Genomic DNA, 22,205 nt, shown 5'->3' with positions numbered 1-22,205 from the left:
CGGACAGGCAGGCAGTGGGTGTCCGGGGTGCTGTCCGGCCTGTTTGTGCAGGTCAGGCGGCAAGCCCGGACAGCCGGACAGGCCGGACAGTTTGGGGTGCGGTTCAGCTGTCCGGCCTGTCGGGCTCGGTGTAGGCACCGGTGGCGTCGCGGTGGAGCTGTCCGTCCTTGGCCATGCGGGAGCAGGTGCGGCGGGTGAGGTCGAGATCGAGGCCCGTGGCGTCGGCGATGTCCTTGGGGCGCGCACCGGGGTGATGGCGGACGTGGGACAGGACGGCTGATCGGGTGTCGCCGATGGTGTGGTCGCCGGCGGGGCCTTCGAGGAGGATCCAGTGGCCGGTCTCGGGCTGGAAGTCGAGGGCGTGTTCGGCTTCGTCGACGTCGCGGCCGGTGATGTGCAGGACGCCGTCGGCTTTGCCGCGGGAGCGTTTGAGGACGAGTGTGGCGTCGGCGGCTCCGGCGAGACCGTTGGTGCCGGAGACCTCGGCTAGGAAGTCGTCGGAGCCCATTTTGCGGACGTGATGGACCAGGATCGTGGCCACAGAGTGCCGGTCGGCGACCTGCTTGGCGTAGCCGATGGCGGCGTAGTCGGCGTCGTAGGCGGCGACGCCGGGCGGTGAGGTGCCGCGGACTTTGGCGAAGACGTCGATGACGACGAGTCGGGCGTCGGGGTTGCGGGTGAGCCAGTTGTCTAGGGCGTCGGCGCCGCCCTGCGGCAGCGCAGGGAATTCGGTGGCGATGGTGAGGTCCCGGGGTGCGGGGCGTCCGTTGAGGAGTTTGCCCATGCGGGTCTTGAGGCGGCGCGGGGTGTCTTCCAGGGCGAGGTAGAGCACGGGTCCGGCTTCGACGGGGACGGAGCCGAAGGCGGGGCGGCCGGCGGCGACGTCGAGGCCGAGGCCGAGGGAGAGCCAGGACTTGCCGACCTTGGGCGGTCCTGCGAGCAGGCTGACGCCTTCGGCGAAGAACCCGGGCACGGCCCAGCGGGGTTCGGGGAAGTCGGTGGCCATGAGGTCGGCCGCGTTCCACACCGCGCGGGGCCTGGCCGGGCCCTGAGGGGCCGCGAGGGAGGCCTTTGGCGGGGCCGGGGCGGCGGTGGACCACGGGTCGGTGTCGGGGCCGGGGTCGTCGGGCCAGGGCGCGTCGTCGTCGGCCCCGACGACGCGCAGGTGCGGGCCCGGGGTCGGGGTGGGGTCGGCGGGGCGGGTCACGCGGCGACCGAACGGGGACGCCGGGCTCCGGCCTTGAGGCCGGAGGCGATGGTGCGGGCGGCGCGGGCGGGGGCGTGGTTGACCTGCGCGGCGGCGTCCATCAGCCATCCGGTGACCTGGCTCTCGGTCAGTTCGCCGCCGGCGACGAGCTGTCCGAGGGCGACGGCGGAGGCGTAGAGGGCGTCGTTGTGGTGGTCGGGCGCGCCTGTGACGGCGGCGATCTGGCCGTCGACGGCGGCGCGCAGGTAGGCGGTGCGCCGGTCGGTGGCCCGCAGAAGGGCCGTGACGGGCTGCTGCGGGGCCTGCGGGGCCGGGGCGAGCCGTTCGGCGAGCCAGGCGGGCAGCGGGGCCACAGGGGCGTCCAGGACGGTCGTGTAGGTGCCCTTGGCGACGATGCTGCCGGCGGCGACGACCAGGCCGCCGCCGCCCCGGGTGTCGACCTTCCAGCCGAGGCCGCGTCCGCGTTCGCCGCTGGTGTTGCGCAGCTCGATGCCGTCGGGCTGGGCGAGGTAAAGGTGGGTGCTGCCGCTGGGGGAGCGGACGGTGTGGGTGGCATCCGGGAGCGGCTGGCCGTGGCGCTCGCAGACCAGGGCGAAGACGTCGTGGCCGTCGACGACGCCGGGCAGGTCCCAGGCGGCCTGGGGGAGGTCGTCCGGGCCTTTGGGGGTGTCCTGGTCGACGACGAGCAGGCGGGAGGGGCCGCACGCGATGCCGATGTTGTACGGGCCGGAGGTCCAGCAGCGGCGGATGCGGTCCGGGTCGAGGGTGGCGCGCTGCTCCCACTCCTTGACGGCGGGGATCTTGCCCCGGGGGATGAGCGGGAAGACGTACCAGCCGCGTGCGGCGGCGGTGAGCGCGGCGTCCAGCAGGAGGTTTGCGGGCATGGGAGGACTCCTCCGGTCGGTGCGGGCAGGGGAGGGGGAGCCGACCGGGCGGGCCCGTGGTCGGGTCACGGGCCCGCCCGGGGCGGGGTCAGGCGGCCTTCAGCACCCGGCCGTTGCTGCCCGGGTTGGTGGTGAGGGCGTCGGTCCATGCGGTGCGCAGGTGGGTGCGGTCGCGGTGGTCGACGGCGGAGGAGTCGTGGCGGATGGGCATCTGGAGGCCGAGGAAGTCGTGGCCGGCGGCGATGAGGAGGGGCTTGTCCGGTCCGGCGGACCAGAGGGTGAGGGGTTCGTGGCGTTTGGCGGGGGCGTGGTGCCAGCGGGCGAGGAAGTCGGCGCTGTAGTGGGCTTCCTGGGTGAGGCGGGGTTCGGCGGCGAGGGCGTCGGCGAACAGGGGCCGCCAGTTGGGGAAGCGGGAGGCTTCCTCGGCGTGGGCGGACAGCTGAAGGGCGCGGTCACCGTCGCTGACGGACAGCCATGCCTCGGCACCGGGCCACGCCTGCTCGTAGGTGAGGGTGTGTTCGGTGCGGTGGCGGCGGCCGGTGAACAGGGCCTTGAGGGCGGTGAGGTCGGACTTGGCGATGAGGGCGCGCCACGGGGCGGAGGCGGTGTCTTCGGCGGTTTCGTGGCGGGTGAGGGCGAAGGTGTAGCGGTCGGTGGCGCAGGCGAACAGGTGGGTGCCGGTGGCTTCGAGGTAGATGCCGTTGATGCTGGGCAGGGTGTCGTCGGTGCTGATGTGCGGGGCGAGGCGGCGGATGATTCCGGGCAGGTCGGGCAGGGTGACGGACACAGGTCTCTCCTCCGGGTCAGAACAGGGCGGCGGGTTCGGCGGGCGGCTGCGCGGCCGCGGCGCTCTTGCGGGCGGCGGTGCGGGCGGCGTGGTGGCAGGTCGGGCACCAGGCGGCGAGGCGGGCCGGGGGCAGGGCGGCGGCCCGGTGGTCGGGCAGGGCCAGGTCGGCGGGGTCGGCGGGTGCGGCGAGGAGGCGGACCCGGCCGCCGCCGTGGGTGCGGTGGGAGCCGTCCTCGCGGGGGCACCGGTCGCCGTCCTTGGCGTGGGACTTCCCGCAGGCGCCGGAGCACTGGCAGCGGTCGTCAGCGGCGGTCATGACGGCCTGCCACAGGCCGGTGTCGCCGAGCGGCGGGGGCGCGGTCGGGGCGCTCATGCGGCCCATCCGGTGGCGAGTTCCTGGCCGGTGACGGCTTCGACCAGGGCGGAGACCAGGACTTCGGCGACGTTGCTGGTGACGGCGTTGCCGAACTGGCGGACCTTCTCGCGCTTGTTGCCGACGACCACGTAATCGGGCAGGAAGGTCATGGCCGCGCCGATCTCGTGCGGCTCCAGCATCCGGAACAGCACGTCGTCCACTTCCACCACACCCGAGTTGCGGCCGGTGGCGAGGGCGTAGCAGTCGCGGGTGGTCATCGTGCCGACGGGCTCGGCGACGGGGCGGGCGGTGCCTTTGCCGTAGTACGGGGTGAGCAGCGCCGACCAGTCGACGGGAGCGGCGGCGGGGAGGGCGAGGCCGTGGTGGTTGCCGGAGGCGGTGACGGTGGCGAGGGCGTCGAGGACGGGGCGGGCGTCGGAGGAGCCGCCGCGCAGTTCGGCGATGAACGGCAGCCACGCGAGACCGGTCTCGTTGCGGGCGGTCTGGGTGCGCAGCGGCTCGATGGCGGCGGTGGCGCTCTTGCCGTCGCGGCCCTCGGTCGGCACCAGCAGTGCCCCGGGCGCGGTGGCGGCGGTGGTGAGGCCGTGGTTGCCGCCGTCGGCGACGACGGTGGCCAGCGGGTCACGGCCGGCGAGCAGGGAGCGGTTGCGGCCGGAGCGCAGCGGCACCAGGAACGGCGGGGTGCCGTCCGCGCCGGCGTAGCGGCGAAGGCCGGCTTCGATGCGGGCGAGGGTCTTGTCGGCGAGGGGCTTGGTGCGGCCGCCGACGCGCTGGCCGGGCAGGGACCAGTCGATGATGCTCGCCGCGGGGACCACCGGGGGTTCCACGACCTGGTTGCGGCAGGTCACGTGGGGGCAGCGGTAGGCGTACTGCTGGCGGTAGCGGCCCATGTCCGCGCCGGGCCGCTTGAACGCCTGCACTGCCCGCACCCACTCCTGGCAGCCGGTGCACCAGGCGCGCGGGCGCAGCCATTTGTCCCAGTCCGGGGTGCGTCCCAACTCGCGCAGCCAGTAGGCGAGGTAGAGGCGGTCGCGGGACTGCGGCGCGACGGGGGTGACGGCGGGTCGGGCGTGCATGGAGTTGAGGGCGATCAGCCGGGTCGCGTAGCCGAGGTCGCGGATGTCCTGCACCCAGCGGGTCCACAGGTCCCAGGCGCGGACGTCGATGACGTTCTCCACCACGCCGGCCAGGACCGGCTTGCCGCGGGCGGCCATCGCCTCCAGGTAGCGGGGGACGTCCCACATCAGCGCGCGCGAGCGGTCGGTCGCGGCGTCCGGGAGGGTCTCGCCGAACAGGTCGGGCTGCTTGTCGAAGTCCCGCTTCACCCCGCGCGCGGTCGACCATTTCGGGCACTCCGGGGAGGCCCAGAACAGGTCCGCGGCGGGGAACTTGGCGACGTCGGCGTCGTGCAGGTCGCCGAGGAAGTGGTCGGCGTCGGGGAAGTTCGCCGAGTGCGAGGCGATGGCCTTGTCCCAGTGGTTCGCGGCGAGTGCGGCCTTCACCCCGGGCACCCGCTCCGCGCCGGCGCTGCTTCCGCCCGCGCCGCAGAAGAAGTCGATGTAGGTCAGCGTCACCGGGCACCCCCGGCCAGGAGGCTCGCGACGGCGGGGCCGACGTGGGTGTTGGCGTACTCGGCGAGGGAGTGGACGACCTGCTTGGCCTCGTGGGTCATCCGCGGGCCGGGCCGGGCGGTGCTCGGGTCGAACAGCAGCTCGTCCGGGACGGGCCGGATCAGCTCCGCGGTGAGCAGCAGCGCGGTCCGGTCGAAGTGCTCCGGCTCGACTCGGGCGGCGAACTGCTCGTCGGTCCACGCCGAGCGGTAGGTGCTCCAGTCGGCGGGCCGTCCGGTGGGCCGGTGGGCGAGGGCCTGGTGGCGCAGCGGCACGGTCAGGCGCAGCAGCAGCACGTCCGGGTCGTACTCGGCCGCCTGGGCGGCGAAGGAGGCGAGGTCGGGGCGGATGCGGACGTAGCCGGGGGCCATGACGGGGCTGGTGGCGATGCGCCACGCGGCGGCGGCGAAGGCGGCCGGGGAGAGGGGTTCGCCGTCGTCGTGCAGGTGGCGGGCGTTGAGGGCGAGGTAGGAGCCGTAGCGGGAGCGGCCGTCGGAGGCGCGCTCCTTGTCGTCGATGTCGTCGATGAGGGCGAGCGTGCGGGTGGTGAACTCGGGCATGCTGGTCTTCCTGATCTCGTGAGAGCGGGTCGGGAAGGGCCCCGCAGCAGCCGCGTGCTTGCCGGCTTGTTCGGCTGCTGCGGGGCCCTTTTGCGCTGTTGGGGCTGGGCCTAGAAGGGCGGTTCCTCGCTGAATCCGGCCGGGCTTCCGCCGAACCCGCCCGACGGCGCCGCGGTGCCAGCACTGGCGGGCGCGGCGGTGGCCCACGGGTCGGCCTGGGCGGGGGTGTTGGTCCGCTGGGCGCGGGTGACCTTGGCGGTGGCGAAGCGCAGCGAGGGGCCGATGTCGTCGAGGTCGAGGCCGAGCATGGAGCGGTTCTCGCCCTGGTCGGTCTGCCAGTTGTGCTGGACGAGTCGGCCGGTGGCGACGACGCGCATGCCCTTCGTCAGGCTGTCGGCGGCGTGTTCGGCGATCTCGCGCCAGGCGGTGGCGCGCAGGAACAGGGCGGTGCCGTCCTTCCACTGGCCGGTGGTCTTGTCGTAGGTGCGCGGGGTCGAGGCGATGGTGAACTTAGCGAGGGCGACGCCGGCGGGGGTGAAGCGCAGTTCGGGGTCGTCGGTCAGGTTGCCGACGACGGTGATCGGGGTCTCTCCCACGGACACTGCGGGCCTCCAACAGGGCTCGGTCAGGGTGTTTCGGGAGCGGGTCTGTCCGTCCCCCGCACCGCCCAACAACCGCCTTCGGAGCGGGTGTTGGACGGAACGGCGGTCGGCACAGGGCGGTCAGGCGCGTTCGATCTCGGAGTTCTCGAACCAGTAGGACTGGTCGCTCCCGGCGTCGAGGCCGGCGACGGTCGTGCCTTCGGGGCCGGTGGTGCAGACCTGGCCGACCTGGCCGGTGAAGTCGCGGGAGCCGTTCTCGGCGTACTTGTCGCGGGCGATGCGGACGGTGTCGCCCTTCTTGAACAGGGGCATGTTCAACTCCTCTGCAGAAGTGGTCAGTTGCGGGCGCGGGCGGCGGTGATGTCGAGGGCGCGGTGGACCTGGGCGGCGGTGCGACCGGGGTGGTCGTTCCACTGGTCGACGGACCGGACGGCGGGGTCCTGGGCGACGAAGTGCTCCATCAGGTGGCGGCGGGCGCGCATCACGGTGTCCGCGGTGCCGTATCCGGCTTGCAGGACCGCGAGTTGGGCTCCGAGGATGCAGCGGCGGCCGGTCTCGTCCCACAGCGCGCCCTGGCACCAGCCGTGGACGGTCAGGTAGCGGGACAGGAGTCGCAGGTGGGTGGCGGTGTCGATCGGCAAGGGCGCGGCGGGGCGGCGCAGCAGCCGGTCGGCGAGGGTGGGTTGGGGCCGGGTCATGCCGAGGTCCCAGGTGATCGGGGCCTGCCCGAGCGTGCTGACGGTCGGGACGGCGATCCGTGCGGCGTGGGGCTGGGCGGCGAGGTAGCGCTCGATCTCGCGGACGAGTTCGGTGCCGTCGGCGACGAACGCGAGTTCGGGCAGGGCGAGTCGGGCGAGGGTGCGGGTGTTGCCGTGCATGGGTGGTTCCTCCGTTCGCGGCGGCGGTGCGGGTGCGGGTCAGCGGGTGAGGTGGATGAGGTGGCCGAGGAGTTCGGGGCGGTTGGCGGAGCCGAGGTAGCGGCCGTCCGCGGTCCACAGGTGCCACCACTGGCCGGGGTGGGCGGTGCTGGCGGTGTGGGCGACGGTGAGGTGGGAGCGGGTGAAGACGTCGAGCAGGACGTCCTGTTCGGGGGCGGGTTCGGCGGCGGCGCGGGCGGTGGGCACGGCGGGCTCCTTGCGTGGTCAGTGGAGGCCGGGCAGGGCGTGCAGAAGATCGGTGATGGTGCTGTTCACGACCGGCGCGATGCCGGTGGAGGCGACGAAGAAGCCGAACAGCGCGGCGACGATCGCGCCGCCGGCGGTGACGGCGCGGAAGCGGAGCATCAGGGCGAGGACGATGCCGAACAGCGCAACGGCGGAGATGCTGAAGACCACGGAGGGAACTCTCCTTCCAGGGGGCAACTTTGGGGTGGATTGCCCGTTTCGGGCGGCCTGACGGGCCCCTGCCTGGCGCGGATTGCCGCAGGTCAGCGGGGTGACGGATCGGGCCGGGCCCCTGACGGGCCCGCCGCCGGAGGACTTCCGGCGTCAGGGCGCGTCAGGGCGGCCGACATGGACCGCAGGGCTGTGACCTGCGTGTTTCCCGGGTCGTCAGGGGTCGGTCAGGCCGGTGAAACGGGGCAAACGGGGCGTCAGGCGGCGTTGTCGAGGGCGGTGAACGCGTCCTTGAGGGCCTGGAGGGTGTAGCCGTTGGGGCGAGTGCCGTCGGCGACGGTGAGGCGGACCAGGGGGACGTCAGCGCCGAGGTCGGCGAGGTCGGTGCGCAGGGTCTTGCCGGTGCGCGACAGCCACGCGTTCTCGGTCTCGTGGTCCTGGCGGGCGTAGCGGGCGGGGTCGACTCCGGCGAGGTGGGCGAGGGCTTCGGCGTTGGTGAGTTGCCCCGTCCTGGCCTGCTCGGCGGCGGCGAGCAGGTGGTCGAGGACGGTGCGGTGGATGACGGAGCCGAGGCCGTCGGGTCCGCCGGCGGCGGCGGAGACCCCAGTGGTGCGGGCCATGGCGGCCTCGATCGGGTCGTCGTAGTGGTCGGGCAGGCACCCGGCTTCGGTGCGCAGGTCGATGCCGCGCTCGATCAGCGGGAGGATCTCCCCGGCGTTCTCGTCGATGAACAGGGAGCGGACCTCGATCACGCCGGTGTCGGGGGTGGTCAGCCAGGCCCGGCCACGCGCAGTCTTGTCGATCGGGATCTTGGAGGCGTCGTAGCCCTGGCCGACCATGCCGTCTCCGAGTGCGACGTTGGAGGCACCGGGGGATTCGACGCGCATGGCCATACGGGCGGCGACGTTGCCGCGCAGGCGCGGAGTGACGATCTCCGCCTCCGGGTACTGCGTGGCCAGCGCGAGGACGATGCCGACCGCGGCGCCGACGGCGGCGATCTGGGCGAGGAGTTCGGTGATCTCCTCCGCGTACTTGCCCGACGGGCCGTTCTTGGCGGTGTAGGTGGCGAGTTCGTCGATGACGACCAGCTCGATGCCGCCGAGCTTGTCGATCAGCTTCTCGTTCGCCTTCGACAGCCCCGCTTCGACCAGAATCTCGGTGCGGCGGTTCATCTCGCCGACCATCAGTCGCAGGAACTGCGCCAGCCGCTTGGGGTTGCGGCGCACGTAGGTCGCCAGCGCGCGGGCGTGGGGGACGTACTCGCCGGCGCCCTTGCCGTCGAACAGCCGGATCCGCACCCGGGGGTCGAGCATCGCGGCGGCCAGCAGGTTGGCCAGGCCCATGCCCTTGCCGGAGCGGGTGGCTCCGAAGAACCCGAACGAGTAGTCCGACAGAGTGGGCCGCAGGATGTTGCCGCGCTTGTCGAAGGCGAGGGGGAATCCGTCGCGCCAGGTGTTCACCTGCTTGGCGTTCGAGGCGACCAGGGGGTTTCGGCGGGTGGCGAGGAACGGGTCCTGGCCGCAGGCCCAGATCGCCATCCGCCGTCCGTTGGAGCCGACTTGGCGGATGTCGAGGTTGGTACGGTCGATACCCATCGCGGCGGCGATCTCGTCGGCCGCCTTCGCGGCCTTCTTCACGGTCACGTCGGGGAGGTCGACCACCGCGTGCCAGGCGTTCGGCACGGCCGGGTCGATCGCGCACGGCGTGACCATCGTCAGCTGCTGGGAGTCGCCGATGACCTTCGCGGCCTTGAACGCCCGATCCAGCATCGACTCGGTCAGCGGGTCGCCGTCCGACAGGGCCCGCGTGTCGGCGCCCCACACCGTCTCCCGGTCCGGGCGGCGGCCGAGGAACGCCTCGACGGCGAGCACCGCGCCCAGGCCGAGCCACAGGCCGGCCGCGCCGAGGGCGACGTAGGCGGCGAGCACGACCGCGGCGGGGATGCCGAAGGCGACCAGGGCGCGCAGGAACCGGATCCGGCGCCGGTTGGACTTGGCCTTCTTGTGCGCCGCGACCGCCGCGACCGCGACCGCGAGGGCGGCCTCGGACTGCTTCTGGGCGAGGGCCCGGTCCCCGGGGAGGAGGGTGAAGCGGGCGCGGCGGGCGAGGTCGCGGGCCTCGCGGGTGGCGATGTGCGCTTGGTGGCCAGCGGCCTGCACGTGCGCGCCCTCGAACCCGGCCGTCCACTGCGCGGAGCGCCGTATCCCGCGCCACGCCTGCGCGGGGTGGCCGCGGTGGGTGCGCTGGCGGGCCAGCCACCTGCGCGCGGCCCGGCGGGCCTGGGTGGAGCGGGCGCGGGCCATCGTGCGCCGCCCGTCCTTCGTACGGATCCACTGCGGCATCAACGGCCTGTCCCCGGCCACGTCCTCGCGCAGGCTCGCCGCCACCACCGGCGGCACCTCGGCCACCGGCTCCGGCGCGGACGCCTGGTCGGGCAGGTAGACGGAGTCGGTCTCGGGGGTGGGGGTGGGCTTGGTGAAGCGGTCGGGGAAGGGCAGAACCGCGGCGTCCTCGGCGGTGTCCTGTTCGGTCGGTTCCGGGTCGTTGTCCCCGGTCGGGGCGTGTTCGTCGTGGTTCACTGAGGGGTCCTTCCTCGCTGTTCAGGTGGGTTGAGGGACTCCGGGGCGGCCGTCGCGCCGGCAAGCAAGAACGGCCGCCCCGGACAGGTGAGTCACGCGCTGGCCGAGGGCCAGGGGATGGCACGGCACTCGGCGGCGTGGGAGTTCGCCCGGTTGCGGGCAGTGCCTCGCTGCTCGGCGTAGTAGCCGCGGTCACCGCAGCCGAGGCAGAGCCACCGGAACTCGGGGTGGCCGTGCTCGGTGGTGCCGCCGGTCGGGTAGAGGGCGACCAGGGCGGCAGCGAGAGTGAGGAACGCTGCGACCGTGCCGGTGGGCAGGCCGGTCGCCGGGTCGGTGTGAACCATCTCGGACATGCTGGGTTGCTCCCTGGTCAGGCGGAGACGATGAGGGCGGCGGCCGTTTCGAAGGCGTGGTGGAACGCCTGGTCGAGGGCGTACGCGCCGTTCATGCCGTGGTCGGCGAGGCGGTAGAACGCGCTGCCGCCGGTGGCGTCGGCCAGGCGGCGCAGCGGTTCGCGCCGGTCGGCGATGTAGTGCGTGACCGCCGACAGGGCCAGGCCGGCGGCGACCGGCCCGGGGCGCAGGCGCAGGCCGAGCAGTCGGGATCCGGCGAGGAGGGCGGCGGCCTGGGTGGCGGTGTAGGTGGCGACGTGGGCGGCGCACGCGGCGCGGCCGGCCGTGCTGGACTGGCCGTCGTTGTGGTCGTGCTGGCCCTTGGTGCGGGCCTGGTGGTCGCTCTGCACCCAGTGGTCGGCGACGTCGGCAGCGGCACGGAGCAGGGCATAGGCGGCGGCGAAACGGGCGGCGCGGGCGTTCACGGTGACGGGCATGGCGGTGTGCTCCTTCAATCTCGTGACGGTGGCGGCGGGTTGGGTGTGCGTCAGCTCGCGGCGGCCCGGGCGGGGCGGGTGCGGGCGGCGAGCGACATGGCGCGGCGGGCGGCCGGGGAGTAGGCGAGGGTGTCGCCGGCGCGGCGCACGGGCGGGGTTCCGCCGTTGTTGCGGCGGCCGTCGGGGCGCTTGGCGGCGGGGGTCTTCGCGGGGCGGGTCATCTGGGATTCGACCTGCACCTTTTCGACCTTTTCGACCTGGTTCGTCCGGTCGTTCGAGGCGGTCCGCACGGCCGCCTTGGCGGCCACCTTCGCGGCGATGGAGTCCGCGGTGTCGCCGAGCGTCGCGCCCTGGGTGTCGTCCCAGGCGCGCTTCCACGTGGCCTCGCTCGGGTACAGCTCGCCGACCGCGGCGGCGAGGGCGACGGTGCGCTCCCACACCTGCGGCCACTGCACCGCGCGGGCCGCGGCCAGCGCCTCCCGCTCACCCTCCGACCGCTGCTCGGCGGCAAGCTTCTCCGCTGCCTCGGCCGCCGCGCGCTTGGCCTCGGCGCGGCGCTGACGGCGGCTCACCTTCCCGTCGCGCTTGCGGATGCGGCCGTGCTCGTGCAGGTCCCACACCATCGGCCCGGCCAGCGAACAGAACGCCCCGCCCAGGCCGGTGCCGAGGCCGAACGCAGTCGAGCCGTGCAGGTAGTTGACCGTCGCGGCGAACAGCGCGACCGACCCCGCCAGGGCCCGGTAGTGCCAGGACGGGCGGTGGTCGTCGATCGCGGCCTCCGCGCCCTTCAACAGAGCCCACGCCAGGCCTTCCAGGACCAGCGGCGCGGCCAGCAGGAACGGCGCGTTGGGCGACCAGAACGCCATCATCTGGAGCGGCAGCGACACGACCACGCAGATCACCGCGATGGCGCGGGCCCAGCTCCGCCACTGGGCGGCGGAGCGCTCCGCCTTTTCGCGGGCGGCCTGCGTCTCGGCCCGCAGGCGGGCCGCTTCGCGCTGGGCGTCGGCGGCCTCCTGGCGGATCCGGTCGGCCTCGGCCTGGCCCTTGGCGATGTCGGCGGCGGCCTTCGCGGCCTTGAGCTGGTTGGCGATGTCCGCCGCAGCCGCGCCGGCCGCGGTCTTCGCGCGCAGGGCCTCGGCCTCGGCGGCTTCCTTCGCGCCCGACTTCGGCGCCGGGCGGGTGCGGCCGGTGGGCCGCAGTTCGGTGACGCTCATTCAGTCCCCCTCGGGAGGTGTCGAAGTCGTTCAGGACGCCGCGAGGCGCACCAGGCGGCGCACCGTGCGCAGGCGGCGAGAGGCCCGGCGGCGCAGGCCCGGCAGGGCGGTGGCGAGCAGCAGCCCCCCGGCGAGGCCGAACGCCGTGCTCGGGTGGGCCAGCGCCACCGCGGTGACGGCGGCCAGCGCGCCGAGCAGGAGGCGGGCGGCAGTGGGGAACGCCACCGCGAGGAGCAGCAGCGAAAGGGCGAGGCGCTTGGCGGGAGCGGTCATCACGCCGCCACCGCCTTGCGTCCGGTGCGGCGCTTGAGCTGGCGGCGCTCCTCGGCGGTCAGCCCACCGAAGACGCCGTGCGGCTCGCTGCGGCGCAGCGCGAGCGCCAGGCACATCTCCCTCACGGGGCAGCCGGCGCACACCGCCTTCGCCCGCCGGGTCGCGAACTCCACCCACTGCGGGTCGAGTTCGCTCTCGTCCGGGTCGTGGGCGGCGTAGAACAGGTCGGGGTTCATGCCCTGGCACGCGGCGCCGTGCAGGTCTCCGTCCGGGGACGGGACGAGCGCGGCGGGGGAGGCGATCGGGTTGGCGCTCAGGTGCGGGCGGGCGGTGCCGCGAAGGCCGCGGCGAACGATCCTGGTCATCACGCGGCCGCCTTCCACACCAGCGCCCGGTTCCGCTCCGCAGTGCGCATCAGCGCACTGGCGTAGCGGGCGGGCTCGGGGGCGAGGTCGCGCAGCACGTCCCGAGCGACGTCCAAGCGCACCACCGTGTCGGCAGCCGTCTCGTCGTCGGCGCCGGTGAACAGCTCCACGTCAATACCGAAGGCCAACTCGGCGAACTCGGAAGCCGAAGCCGCCTCCTGGCCTGCAACAATCAGTTTCACGGGTCGTCCTCTTCCAGAGTCGAGAAGGCCCGTGGGCTGTCGCGCTTCCGGCCAAGGTGTGCGCGACAGCCCGTTACGGGCCTGGTGGCTGCCAGCAGCGGACGCATCGGGCGCTCCGCTGGCTGTGCGTGGACGGGAAGGGACTTGCACCCTCACCCCCGCAGGGGCCCGCTCGGCCCGTCCGGTGTCTGCCTCCGCCTCGCCCCCATCACCTCCTTTCGTGGGGCTCTCGGCGGGACCTATTCAGTTCTCAAGTAGCGCGCGCTTCCTTCAGGCGGCTTTCACCCCAGCCCTCCGGGCGCACAGAGGTCGGAACCGAGCACAGACAGAGCTGTGGCATAGTTCCTCAGGTCGACTTATCCTAAAGTCCTCAAGAGGACGTGATGAAGACTATGAGGGACCGTCAGCCCTCGCGTCAACACCTCTTGAGGACTTAAGCTGCAATGTCTCTCAAGGAAGGGCAGTGAGGTCTGAAATGGCCAAGTACGAGAAGATTGCGGAGAGCCTCCGCGAGCGAATCCGCTCCGGCGAGTGGGCGCCGGGCAGCAAACTGCCCTCCGAGACCCCGGACCTGACGAACCAGTACAAGACGAGCCTGCCGACCATCCGTCAGGCGCTGGCCGTCCTCGCCGCAGAGGGCACCGTGGACAAGGTCCATGGCAAGGGCAACTTCGTGCGCAAGCCTCGCCAGCTCGTCACTCGGTCCAACGAGCGTCACCAGTGGGAGAAGGACCGGGCTCGACAGTCGCAGGAAACTCGCCAGCAGACTGGTGCAACCGAACGGGACACCGGACTGACGCTCGGCGACCTGGAGTTCAGCGCAGAGTTTCGGCAGGTCGAGGCCGCTTCGGATCTCGCGGACCTCTTTGCGGTACCGGCCGGCACGGCCTTGCTGGAGCGGACGTACCGCACCAGCTATCGGGACGAGGGTGTGCCGCTCAACCTTGCTCGCTCGTACCTGGTGTACGAGGCAGTCCAGGCCAACCCCGATCTGCTCGATGCTTCCCGCGAGCCCTGGCCGGGAGGTACGCAGAACCAGCTCTTCACCATCGGAATCGAGCTCGACCGCATTGAGGAACGCGTCACGGCGCGTCCGCCGACGCCTGACGAAGCCGAGGAGCTCGACCTTCGGGCCGGCGTTGCGGTCTTCGTGCTCCGCAAGATCTGCTACGACACCGAGGGGCGGGTGGTCGAGGTGTCGAACGTGGTCCTGCCCGGCGACCGCACTGAGATGGTGTTCACAACTCCCCTGAAGAGGTGGTGAGCATGGTCAACATCATCTCCGTCATCACGGCGGTTCACGGGCCATCGGCTGAGTTCCTGCCGGACGCGTACAAGTCGTTGCTTGAACAGCAGCTTCCCGAGGGCTGGGAGTGGCAGTGGGTCATCCAGGAGGACGGGGAGACTGATGCGGTCCTGCCGCACGTGCCGGACGACGCGCGCATCAGCTTCGGGCAAGGTCGGCACGGTCGCGCCGGCGTCGCCCGGACGCTTGGTCTCTCCCGGGTGGCTGGCCAGTTCGTCAAGGTGCTGGACGCCGACGACATGCTCACCCCGGGTACCTTGGCCCGCGACCTCGCCGCGCTCCAGCAACCGGGAGTCTGCTGGGCCACGTCGAGGGTCCTGGACCTGCTGCCGGACGGGACGACTGTCGGATTCGACCAGGATCCGCCAGAGGGCCTGATCGAGCGCGGCGAAGTCCTCGGCCATTGGACAGCTCACGACTTTCGCGCGCAGGTCCATCCCGCCACGCTGTGCGTGCGGCGTGACCTCCTGCTCGCGCTCGGCGGATGGATGGCGCTTCCGGCCTCGGAGGACACGGGCCTGCTCATGGCGCTCGATGCGGTCAGTCGAGGATGGTTCACGGCAGAGACCGGTCTGCTCTACCGGAAGTGGCCGGGCCAGAGCACCAGCCAGGCGGCTCACGTCCAGGAAGGCGAACGGTCAGCCCGCATGATGGTTGTCGAGGCACGCGCGCGGGCGCTCGCCAGCTTCGGCGAGTGGCGGATCGACGCCTGATCCACAACGCAAGAAGGCCCGGGCCCAGCAGCGCACTCCGCTGTCGGACCCGGGCCTCTCTGTTCTACTCCGCCTCTCGGGTGCCGGGCAGCAGCAGCCCGCGGGCGGAATGGGCCTCGCCCTCGAAGCTGCCGCTCACTCCCAGGTCGGCCCGGGCGCGCTGGTGGAACAGGTTGATGGCGCCGAAGGCCGCAGCGTTCCGTGCCCGCCACTCGTCGAGCGTCCCGGCGACCACACCACGGGCATGCCATCCGATTGCAGCGGTCGCCTCTTGGACAGCGTGCGCCGAGTTGACCACTTCATCACCTGCCAGCAGCATCACGCGCTCGAAGGCGATGGCCTGCGCGGCCGTCGCATCGGTGAGGTCCATGGCCAGGTCGTGCTCGCTGCGAGGCATCGCACGCATCTCCTCGCGCACCTCGTACAGCAGCACGTTGGCGTGGATGACGGCGCGCACCCGTCCGATGTACTCGGCATAGGCGTCGAGCTTCTTCTCGTCCCAGCGGACCCGACGCAGTTCTCGCCGCTTACTCCGCTCCACCAACTGATTCGTGGCATACGTCGTCAGCGATCCCAGCAAAACAGCAGCGATGGTCACTAACTGAGTGATCGTGTCCATTGGCCCCCCGTTCCCTGGCCGGTCTGCGAGGGCCAGAACGCGGAAGATCCTATTGGGTAACTTGAGTTGCAGGGGAGCGACTTCTGCGCCAAGAACAGCGAACTGTGACAGGTCCGCCTGGCAGGCAGTGTCACAGCTGTCACTCTGTCACTGCACAGGTGGTGAGCTGGGAAGATGTCAGTGACAGTGCGGTGACATCTGCGCTCTCTCGTGTGCTGTCGGGCTGAACCACCACTGCACGGGGCATGCACGATGCGGTCTCTGCCCACTGGTGGTTCAGCTCTTCCCCGCTGTGGCGCACGATTCAGGGATGGCGATGCGGGAGGCACCGCCCAGCGCTTGGGGCTGACACCTTCACGACAGCAGCTTCAGTCGGGTTGGGGGGTATGACGGTCGGGGGTCTCGGCCCAATGGCCCGCCTTCCACCGTGGTCGCATGCGGGCCACCCGTTCGTGCTGTTCCGTGCTTAGAAATCTTGTCAGATCTTTCCATTCCGCGTCGACCTCGACCATCGCCTGACCAATCAGGTCTAGCTCTGCGTTGTGGCGAAAGTACTTGCGAATTGCGTCTTCGCGCTCCTGGTTGGAGTAGTTTTCCGGATTTTGCTTCATCGCCTCGATTACCTGCTCGGATGAATCAGCCAAACTATGCATCGCGCGTTGGCGTTCTGCAAGTTTAGTAACTCTTTGGTGCAGCACCTCCAATTGATCAAAAATCTCCGAATCCGACAAGGGGCCCGCGTTGTGTACCAGCCTCCGGTGGATTGCCGCTCGTCGCCCTGCCTGGTCAATCTCGGGGCCGCTCTTCCGCGTTACTGCTTCGACTGTTGAGGGGCTCACTACGACTCGGAGAGCCTCCTTGGCATGGCGCAGGAAATCGCCGGGATGAATCAGGTGGAAGGCGACGCCCGCCCGATCCCTCATCTCCTCAACAAGTAGTGGATGGGGGCCGAGCACGTGCTCATTTCTCCTGCGTACCCAGTCTGGCTTCTGCTCACGAGAAACCAGCAGTACTGGAAGCCGTCGGCCTGCAGCTTCCAAGAGGAGCTGTTCCCACATGATCAGGTCGCCCAGCGCGAGGTCATTCGGCTTGCCGGAGTCCTCGAATCCTGGAGGAATCTTCTTTTCGAATCGGTCCGGGGCTTCAATTCGGAGCTTTGAGAGAGCCTCGCTTTCTAGTGGCGGGCCGACCTTTCCATTCAGAAGTTCATCAATTTCAGTAAGAACATGATCTCCAGTAATCGCGGAGTCCGGATCGATGTCGAGGTGCTGTCGCTGGTTCTGGATTGAGCCATCGACTCCCAAAAATGCTTCTTCCAGTGTCTCTATCCACTGCATCGTGTCTTCCGCCCGGATGGAGCACGTGGCCTGCAATTGCTCCAGCGCCTTCACGGCTTGAATCTTTGCCTGATTCAGGGCGGCGGTGGCATCATCAAAGCTTCGCTGCTGATTTGCAATTGCATTGAAACGTCGCTCGTGGAATTCCAGGCCAGCCCGGTGAGGAACCCAAAGTCTGTCGCCCAGCTTTCGCAGTGCGGCCACAAGCTCATCTCTGGCTTGAGGGATATATCGATACAAGTCCAGGAGGACATTTGCGTCCAGTGCAATCAGCCCAGATTGAATCAGGCTTGATAGTTCTGGCGTGCCCTTTGGGTGGTATGCCGGGAACCACTCGTGGAGGCTTTTCGAACCTCGATCATCTGTCGATTCCTCGTTCACCAGAAACTCCGACCGCGCGCTGGGTTGGGGGGTGGTGCCAGTTCGATCAGCATGATGCATCAAGATCGCTCCCGGTCGTAGCAGTTCGGCCGGATCTCGGACACCCGGCTTAGCTCGATCGCGGCTGTGAGTCTCTGCCGAGCCCCCAGCAACACCTCGCCGAGCCGGCGCAGTCATCATCGACGGCAACCTGCTTGCGATGAAGCCCTGCTGGTGCGCTTCCCGTCACGGTCGGACGGATGCAGCGGCGTGCCCAGGCGCATCAGATCGAGCCCAGAGTTCCTGACGGCGTGGTGGAGTCGCCCGGCCGAGCCTTCCGTGGGCAGGCCAGTGGCAGCGGCCCACCGCGAAGGCTGAACTCGATGAGTGGTTCGGCTACCCACGCCGTTGCCTGGTGGCGGGTCATACGGCGCGAGCCTTCATGATCCGGACCAATTGCGGGGAACTCGGTCTCCAACTCCTCGCGCAGTCTCCGCTCCTCCGACTCCGGCAATGCACAGGAGTGGTGGCCGCCTCGCAGTACGTGGCGGCCATGCCTGGGTTGGGCGTCAGTGGGTCTTCAGCCACCGGTCGACGAGGGCGATCAGGATCGGGGCGGGGGCGGCGGCTAGAGAGAGCAGGGCTGCGCGCGCGGCTTGGCGGAGCATCGAGGTCCCGGCGGGGGCGGCCGCGGTGTCTCTGGCCATGCCGGCGTCGGTGTGTCCAGTGGCGGGCTCGAACTTGTGGGTGGTGAAGTCGTCGTTCATGACGGGTGTCCTCATCGATGGTCGCTGGTGTTGGGATGCCGGGCCCGGCGTCGGTACCGAATGTGACATCGAGGGGCGCGGGGTGTCCCAAGTCGCGGGTGCAGAGGGCGCGTTGGGCACTACGCTGCTGGTCAGCGATGGCGGGTCAGGGGTGCCCGCCGGGCCTGTTGCGGGTGGGGCGGGCACGTGCGGGCGGAAGGCGGGGTGGCGGGGCGATGCCGGACAGCGAGCTGGAATTGGGGCCGAAGCGGCAGGCGCTGTACGGGGGGCTGCTGGAGCTAAAGGAGCGGGCGGAGCAGGGGCGCAGGGCTCAGCAGGCCCTGTGCGGGCAGTTGGAGCTGCAGAAGGCGGTACGGCGCACCGGACGCGTCGGGGTGGAGAGGTTCGCCGGGAAGCGGATCAGCTCGTGGGTACCCCCGATCGGCCGCGCGGGTGAGGCACAGGTGCCGCAGGATGCCGAGGTGTTGTTGGCGGTGGTGGCAGTGTGGTCTTCCTGGGCCGGGCTCCCCTCGCTGGCGGCCGACGGACAGGTGGAGGAGCGGTGGCTGCGCGCGGAGCGGTCGCGGTGGGAGCGACTGTTGGAAGGGGCCCGGGCGGAGCGTGAGGCCGTCCGCGCAACTGGCGCCGGGGATGCGGCCGCGCAGGACCAGATGCGTGCCGCCGAGTGGGCCGCCGCGGTGGAGGCGTACCGGCGGCGGGTGCGGGAGTTGCACTGGCGGCTGAACCTCGATGTCCTGGGCGCTTCCGGCAGCGCCGGTGAGCAGCCGAAGATCGAGGTGCGGCAGGTGTTCATGCCGCAGCTGTGTCGCCCGCACGTGGCCCAGGTGCCCGGCGAGGTGCGTCGGCTGCTGGCGGCGGGCGAGCTGGCGGACACGGATCTGCCGCCGGGGATGGAGGCCGAGGCGGCCCGCGCCCTGCGCAAGGCCTACCATGCGCAGCCCGCGCGGCCGGTGCTGGAGGTGTTGGCGGGCGAGGGGGGTCGGCGGCTGGTGGTGCTGGGTGATCCGGGTGCGGGGAAGTCGACGCTGGCGAAGTACACCGCGCTGGTGCTGGCCGGTGCGTTGGAGGAGTTGCCGGCCGAGCTCGACGGGCTCTCGGGGCTGGTGCCGCTGGTGGTGGAGCTGCGGCAGTACGCGGAGCCGCAGTGGCGTGATCGGACGATCGAGGACTTCCTGGAGCATGTGGACCGGCAGGACCGGATGTGCCTGACACGGCCGGTTTTGGAGAGTCTGCTCGCGCAGGGGCGGACGGTGGTGTTTTTCGACGGCCTGGACGAGGTGTTCGATCCGGCTGTGCGGGCCCAGACCGCTCGGCGAATCACCGCTTTCGCCTCCGGGCACCCTGATGTGCGGGTAGTGGTGACATCACGGGAGTACGGCTACCGGGCGGGCGAGTTCACTGCGGCCGGATTCGCGCAGGTGATGCTCCAGGACCTGGAGCGAGGGCAGGTCAAGCAGTTCATCCGCCGCTGGTACACCGCCGCCCACCCGGAGAATCCCTCCCTTGCCTCCCAGCTCACCCAGCGCCTGCTGGGAGCGGTACGAGGAGTGCGGGCGGTCGCAGAGTTGGCCGGCAACCCGCTGCTGCTGACCGTTCTCGCATCCATGGGCCTCGGTAAGACCATCCCCCGCGAACGACGAGAGGTCTATGCCCACGCGGTGGAGGTCCTGATTGAGCAGTGGGACAAGGACGCCAAGTTCCTCACCCCCCACTCTCCCGCCACCGGGGAGGCCGCCCAGGCACTGGAATGGCTCAACGTCGACAGACGCCTCAAGGTGCTGCAACGCATCGCCCGCCGCATGCAGGAAGGCGCAGGCCGTACCGCCGGCACCTTCATCCACCACGACGAACTGACCGGAATCATCAGTACCTACCTCACCGAACAAAACATCTCCCGCACCGCCGCCGACATCGCCGCCAGACACGTCGTCGACCGGCTGCGCACCCGCAACTTCCTGCTCGCCCACTACGGAGGTGGCATCTACGGGTTCGTCCACCGCACCTTCCTCGAATACCTCGCCGCCACCGAACTCCTGGACCGCTCCCACGAGGAGGAATGGACCCGCGACGAGATAGTCGAGGTCCTGACCGAGCGCGCCGGGAACCCGACGTGGCACGAAGTGTTGCTCCTCATGGCCGGCAACCTCCATCAGCGCGGCGTGGCGGCCTTCATTGCGCACCTCCTCCTCCAGCACCGGCGCAATGAGAGCGCCGCGGGGTGGTCGGTGCCAATGCTGGTACTGGCTATCCGTGTCCTGGCCGAAGTCAAGGAGATCGGCGCCTCCCCCGCCGCGAGCGCCAAAGACCGGTACCTGTCGGTGGCCGTGCAGAGTGACACTGTCATCGATGCCCTTACCACCGCACTGCGCCGGTCGATATATCTCTCCATCGAGGAGGCACTTCCGGCCCTCGGCACCTTCGACCGCTTCTGGAGCGGCCGGGAGCGCTACCTACGCTGGTACTACGCGGCCCGATCGCCGGAGAACAGGTTCCAGGGCGGCGACGTAGCTGCGGCACTGAGCCGAGACCTGGAGGAAACAGCCCACCAAGCACGCGTTCCTTGGGATCCATTCCTTCGCCGCGCCGCCCTGGACGTGCTGGGGGAGCGGTGGCCAGACGACCCGGGCACCCGCCAGGCGGTCCTGGCCGCTACCACCGACACCGACTCGATGGTCCGCCGCGCCGCTCTGTACGTGCTGGGGGAGCGGTGGCCAGACGACCCGGATACCCGCCAGGCGGTCCTGGCCGCTACCACCGACACCGACTCGATGGTCCGCCGCGCGGCTCTGTTCGTGCTGGGGGAGCGGTGGCCGGACGACCCGGATACCCGCCAGGCGGTCCTGGCCGCCACCACCGACACCACCGACTCGCATGCCCGTGGTACTGCCCTGGACGTGCTGGGGGAGCGGTGGCCAGACGACCCGGATACCCGCCAGGCGGTCCTGGCCGCCACCACCGACACCGAGTCGATCGTCCGCGGCACCGCCCTGCGTGTGCTGGGGGAGCGGTGGCCGGACGATCCGGATACCCGCCAGGCGGTCCTGGCCGCCACCACCGACACCGACTCGTATGCCCGCGGCACCGCCCTGCGTGTGCTGGGGGATCGGTGGCCGGACGACCCGGGCACCCGCCAGGCCGTCCTTAGCACCGCCACCGACACCGACTCGTATGCCCGTGGCACCGCCCTGCTGGTGCTGGGGGAGCGGTGGCCGGATGACCCGGACACCCGCCAGGCCGTCCTGACCGCCGCCACCGCCGCCGAGACGACCGTCCGCCGCACCGCCGTGCAAGTGCTGGGGGAGCGGTGGCCGGACGACCCGGACACCCGCCAGGCGGTCCTGGCCGCCACCACCGACACCACCCCGGATGTCCGCCGCGCCGCGCTGTACCTGCTGGGGGATCGGTGGCCGGATGACCCGGATACCCGCCAGGCCGTCCTGACCGCCGCCACCGCCGCCGAGTCGATCGTCCGCGGCACCGCCGTGCAAGTGCTGGGGGAGCGGTGGCCGGACGACCCAGGTGCCCGCCAGGCCGTCCTGACCGCCGCCACCGACACCACCACCGACCCGGACGTCCGCAGCACCGCCCTGGACGTGCTGGGGGATCGGTGGCCGGACGACCCGGACACCCGCCAGGCCGTCCTGACCGCCGCCACCGACACCACCACCGACCCGGACGTCCGCGGCACCGCCCTGCTGGTGCTGGGGGATCGGTGGCCGGACGACCCGGATACCCGCCAGGTGGTCCTGGCCGCCGCCACCGACACCACCACCGACCCGGACGTTCGCAGCACCGCCCTGGAAGTACTCACAGCGAATTACCCGGACGTGGCCTGGTCTGTCCTGCGCGAGCACACCAAGAGCGACCGGCCGGTCGGCATCAGGGTGTACGTGATCAAGGTGCTCGCGATGTTGTGGCCGAACGAACCCGACACCTTCGCACTCATCCGGACCATGGAGCAGCACGACGACGAAGAGGTCAGGCGAACTGCCGAGGAGGCCCTGACGCTGTTGGAACAGCGGCCTCAGTCAAAACAGTAGGAGCCGCACAGTTGTCGCAGCGGTACGTCAACTCCCGGGCATCAAGAATTCGGGATCTACTTGGTTGATCGCGTGCGGAGTCAGATGGCGACGGGTGCCGCGGCGTCGCTGACCTGCGCGAATCGCAGTGGCACGGCAGCGACAGCCTCTGGCGGCGGTGTCACAGGGTCGGCCAAGGAGGCTGAAACACCCACAGGG

At 70.9% G+C, this 22,205-nt stretch carries 24 protein-coding genes; 3 read left to right on the top strand and 21 right to left on the bottom strand.

Annotated features, from left to right (window positions below; translation table 11 throughout):
* Positions 1–103: 103 nt before the first annotated feature.
* From BX266_RS14685 to BX266_RS14600, 18 genes are all read right to left on the bottom strand, one after another.
* Positions 104–1,207 (bottom strand): AAA family ATPase, encoded by a 1,104-nt coding sequence (locus BX266_RS14685; protein ID WP_259464702.1) that lies wholly within the window; start codon positions 1,205–1,207, stop codon positions 104–106.
* Entirely contained in the window at positions 1,204–2,091 is an 888-nt protein-coding gene (locus BX266_RS14680) for a bifunctional DNA primase/polymerase (RefSeq protein ID WP_099900030.1), read from the bottom strand. Before BX266_RS14680 ends, BX266_RS14685 begins: the two co-directional genes overlap by 4 nt.
* Before the next feature lie 88 nt (positions 2,092–2,179).
* A complete protein-coding gene (locus BX266_RS14675) occupies positions 2,180–2,878 on the bottom strand; it encodes a hypothetical protein (protein WP_099900028.1) in 699 nt (232 codons plus the stop codon).
* A gap of 16 nt (positions 2,879–2,894) precedes the next feature.
* Entirely contained in the window at positions 2,895–3,251 is a 357-nt protein-coding gene (locus BX266_RS14670) for a hypothetical protein (RefSeq protein ID WP_099907870.1), read from the bottom strand.
* Complete coding sequence (locus tag BX266_RS14665) at positions 3,248–4,828, bottom strand: DNA cytosine methyltransferase (protein ID WP_099900026.1); 1,581 nt, start codon at positions 4,826–4,828, stop codon at positions 3,248–3,250. The genes BX266_RS14670 and BX266_RS14665 overlap by 4 nt, the downstream gene beginning before the upstream one ends.
* On the bottom strand, positions 4,825–5,424 hold the full coding sequence (locus BX266_RS14660; RefSeq protein ID WP_099900024.1) for a hypothetical protein: 600 nt from the start codon (positions 5,422–5,424) through the stop codon (positions 4,825–4,827). The genes BX266_RS14665 and BX266_RS14660 overlap by 4 nt, the downstream gene beginning before the upstream one ends.
* A gap of 110 nt (positions 5,425–5,534) precedes the next feature.
* Entirely contained in the window at positions 5,535–6,026 is a 492-nt protein-coding gene (locus tag BX266_RS14655) for a single-stranded DNA-binding protein (RefSeq protein ID WP_099900022.1), read from the bottom strand.
* Positions 6,027–6,146: 120 nt separating this feature from the next.
* Positions 6,147–6,338 carry a hypothetical protein gene (locus tag BX266_RS14650; protein WP_099900020.1) on the bottom strand — a complete coding sequence of 64 codons (192 nt, stop codon included), beginning with the start codon at positions 6,336–6,338 and terminating at the stop codon, positions 6,147–6,149.
* A gap of 23 nt (positions 6,339–6,361) precedes the next feature.
* Complete coding sequence (locus BX266_RS14645; protein WP_099900018.1) at positions 6,362–6,904, bottom strand: hypothetical protein; 543 nt, start codon at positions 6,902–6,904, stop codon at positions 6,362–6,364.
* Between the two features lie 39 nt (positions 6,905–6,943).
* The gene (locus BX266_RS14640; RefSeq protein WP_099900016.1) at positions 6,944–7,150 is read right to left on the bottom strand and encodes a hypothetical protein; all 207 of its coding nucleotides are present in this window, start codon (positions 7,148–7,150) and stop codon (positions 6,944–6,946) included.
* Positions 7,151–7,168: 18 nt separating this feature from the next.
* Positions 7,169–7,360 carry a hypothetical protein gene (locus BX266_RS14635; RefSeq protein ID WP_099900014.1) on the bottom strand — a complete coding sequence of 64 codons (192 nt, stop codon included), beginning with the start codon at positions 7,358–7,360 and terminating at the stop codon, positions 7,169–7,171.
* 257 nt (positions 7,361–7,617) lie between these two features.
* Positions 7,618–9,939, bottom strand: a complete 2,322-nt coding sequence (locus BX266_RS14630; RefSeq protein ID WP_099900012.1) for an FtsK/SpoIIIE domain-containing protein — start codon at positions 9,937–9,939, stop codon at positions 7,618–7,620.
* 92 nt (positions 9,940–10,031) lie between these two features.
* Entirely contained in the window at positions 10,032–10,292 is a 261-nt protein-coding gene (locus tag BX266_RS14625) for a hypothetical protein (RefSeq protein ID WP_099900010.1), read from the bottom strand.
* A gap of 17 nt (positions 10,293–10,309) precedes the next feature.
* A complete protein-coding gene (locus tag BX266_RS14620) occupies positions 10,310–10,768 on the bottom strand; it encodes a transcriptional regulator (RefSeq protein ID WP_099900008.1) in 459 nt (152 codons plus the stop codon).
* Between the two features lie 50 nt (positions 10,769–10,818).
* Positions 10,819–11,985 (bottom strand): hypothetical protein, encoded by a 1,167-nt coding sequence (locus BX266_RS14615; protein ID WP_099900006.1) that lies wholly within the window; start codon positions 11,983–11,985, stop codon positions 10,819–10,821.
* A gap of 30 nt (positions 11,986–12,015) precedes the next feature.
* Complete coding sequence (locus BX266_RS14610; protein ID WP_099900004.1) at positions 12,016–12,258, bottom strand: hypothetical protein; 243 nt, start codon at positions 12,256–12,258, stop codon at positions 12,016–12,018.
* Entirely contained in the window at positions 12,258–12,623 is a 366-nt protein-coding gene (locus BX266_RS40850) for a WhiB family transcriptional regulator (RefSeq protein ID WP_099907868.1), read from the bottom strand. The genes BX266_RS14610 and BX266_RS40850 overlap by 1 nt, the downstream gene beginning before the upstream one ends.
* Positions 12,623–12,865 carry a hypothetical protein gene (locus BX266_RS14600; RefSeq protein ID WP_099900002.1) on the bottom strand — a complete coding sequence of 81 codons (243 nt, stop codon included), beginning with the start codon at positions 12,863–12,865 and terminating at the stop codon, positions 12,623–12,625. The genes BX266_RS40850 and BX266_RS14600 overlap by 1 nt, the downstream gene beginning before the upstream one ends.
* Positions 12,866–13,340: 475 nt before the next feature.
* On the opposite strand from BX266_RS14600, the gene BX266_RS14595 reads away from it, so the two are divergent.
* Together BX266_RS14595 and BX266_RS14590 are read left to right on the top strand one after the other, a co-directional pair.
* On the top strand, positions 13,341–14,129 hold the full coding sequence (locus tag BX266_RS14595; protein WP_099900000.1) for a GntR family transcriptional regulator: 789 nt from the start codon (positions 13,341–13,343) through the stop codon (positions 14,127–14,129).
* Positions 14,130–14,131: 2 nt separating this feature from the next.
* The gene (locus BX266_RS14590; RefSeq protein WP_099899998.1) at positions 14,132–14,884 is read left to right on the top strand and encodes a glycosyltransferase; all 753 of its coding nucleotides are present in this window, start codon (positions 14,132–14,134) and stop codon (positions 14,882–14,884) included.
* Positions 14,885–14,948: 64 nt separating this feature from the next.
* Here the strand turns inward: BX266_RS14590 and BX266_RS14585 are convergent, their stop codons facing one another.
* From BX266_RS14585 to BX266_RS14575, 3 genes are all read right to left on the bottom strand, one after another.
* Positions 14,949–15,503: a hypothetical protein gene (locus tag BX266_RS14585; RefSeq protein ID WP_180290491.1), complete on the bottom strand. Its 555-nt coding sequence runs from the start codon at positions 15,501–15,503 to the stop codon at positions 14,949–14,951.
* Positions 15,504–15,871: 368 nt separating this feature from the next.
* A complete protein-coding gene (locus BX266_RS38065; RefSeq protein WP_143686929.1) occupies positions 15,872–17,221 on the bottom strand; it encodes a PIN-like domain-containing protein in 1,350 nt (449 codons plus the stop codon).
* 548 nt (positions 17,222–17,769) lie between these two features.
* The gene (locus tag BX266_RS14575; RefSeq protein ID WP_099899994.1) at positions 17,770–17,967 is read right to left on the bottom strand and encodes a hypothetical protein; all 198 of its coding nucleotides are present in this window, start codon (positions 17,965–17,967) and stop codon (positions 17,770–17,772) included.
* Positions 17,968–18,002: 35 nt separating this feature from the next.
* Between BX266_RS14575 and BX266_RS14570 the strand changes: the two genes are divergently transcribed.
* Entirely contained in the window at positions 18,003–22,007 is a 4,005-nt protein-coding gene (locus BX266_RS14570; protein ID WP_147437097.1) for a HEAT repeat domain-containing protein, read from the top strand.
* The last annotated feature ends 198 nt before the right edge of the window (positions 22,008–22,205 follow it).

Origin of the sequence: Streptomyces sp. TLI_171, from assembly GCF_003610255.1 — a bacterium.
GTDB lineage: Bacteria > Actinomycetota > Actinomycetes > Streptomycetales > Streptomycetaceae > Kitasatospora.
This window is presented reverse-complemented; position numbering and strand designations above follow the sequence as displayed.